1 protein-coding gene is annotated in these 1,133 nt (G+C 35.4%); it reads left to right on the top strand.

Annotation, left to right across the window (positions count from 1 at the left end):
• On the top strand, positions 1-1,133 hold a 1,133-nt coding region (locus tag LMU01S_RS10020; RefSeq protein WP_061773589.1), incomplete at both ends, for a transposase.

Below are 1,133 nucleotides of genomic sequence, written 5' to 3'. Positions count from 1 at the left end.
ACTTATCGTACTATTGCTCGCTTTGTTGTCTCTGATACTATTGAGATGATGCTAAAAAGTTCGTTTTCTGAATTTAGAGAATATTTGCGAAAAAATGGGCTCATTGATGAGGCTGTGTTTATTGATGGTACTAAGATTCTTGCTAACGCAAATAAATACTCGTTTGTTTGGAAGAAAAATACTATTCGCTATGATGATTTAAATCGACAAAAAGCTAAAAAGTTATTGAAAGAGATCAAAGAATCGATCGTCAATATTGATTTTGCTGATGATCTGACTGTTGATCAACTTGATGAGATATGTGCCCGATTGGAACAACGAATTGAATATTTGAATGAAAAAGTCGAAGAGACTAAGAAGATCTCCCCTAATCCTGCGAAGCAGGAACGACGGACGGCCAAGAAATACTTAAAACAAACACGCGAGCGTAAACAGAAAAACTCTAAATATGCTGAACAGTTTGCCATCGTTGGCGAGCGAAACAGCTATTCTAAAACTGACAATGACGCCACTTTTATGCGTATGAAAGAAGATCCAATGAAAAATGGTCAAACCAAACCTGGCTATAATCTCCAAGTCGCTGCTAATAATCAATTTGCTTTGGACTACACCCTCGCACCTAATCCAACTGATATGCGTACTTTGATCCCATTTTTAGAAAAGATGGATGCAGATGTTATCCAAGGTCCGATAGTTGCTGATGCTGGTTATGGATCTGAACCTAACTATGAATTTATCGAAGATAAATTCGGAGTGTTTGATTACCTTATTCCATATAATACGATGTTAAAGGAAGAAACCAAACGTTGGAGATCAGATGAGCGCAAAGTGATGAATTGGCATTATAACGCTGAAGATGATTACTATATAGATCCAAAGAATGTTCGTTTTAACTTTAAACGCTATGCATATCGCCATGATACATATGGTTATAAACGAAATTTTAAAGTATATGAAGCTGAAAAATTCGATGAAGATCGTAAAGAAAATCCAAATGCATTGACCAAAAAAGGAAATGTCAGAAAGATCTATATCAATCCACAATGGGAATATTTCAAGGGGAAAGTAAAAACAAACCTTTCAAATACTGAAAAAAATAAGATCTATCGTAGAAGAAAGTATGAGATCGAACC

Origin of the sequence: Ligilactobacillus murinus DSM 20452 = NBRC 14221, assembly GCF_001591685.1 — a bacterium.
Classification (GTDB): Bacteria; Bacillota; Bacilli; order Lactobacillales; family Lactobacillaceae; genus Ligilactobacillus; species Ligilactobacillus murinus.
Note: the sequence above shows the minus strand (reverse complement) of the source record. Positions and strands in the feature narration are given on the sequence as shown.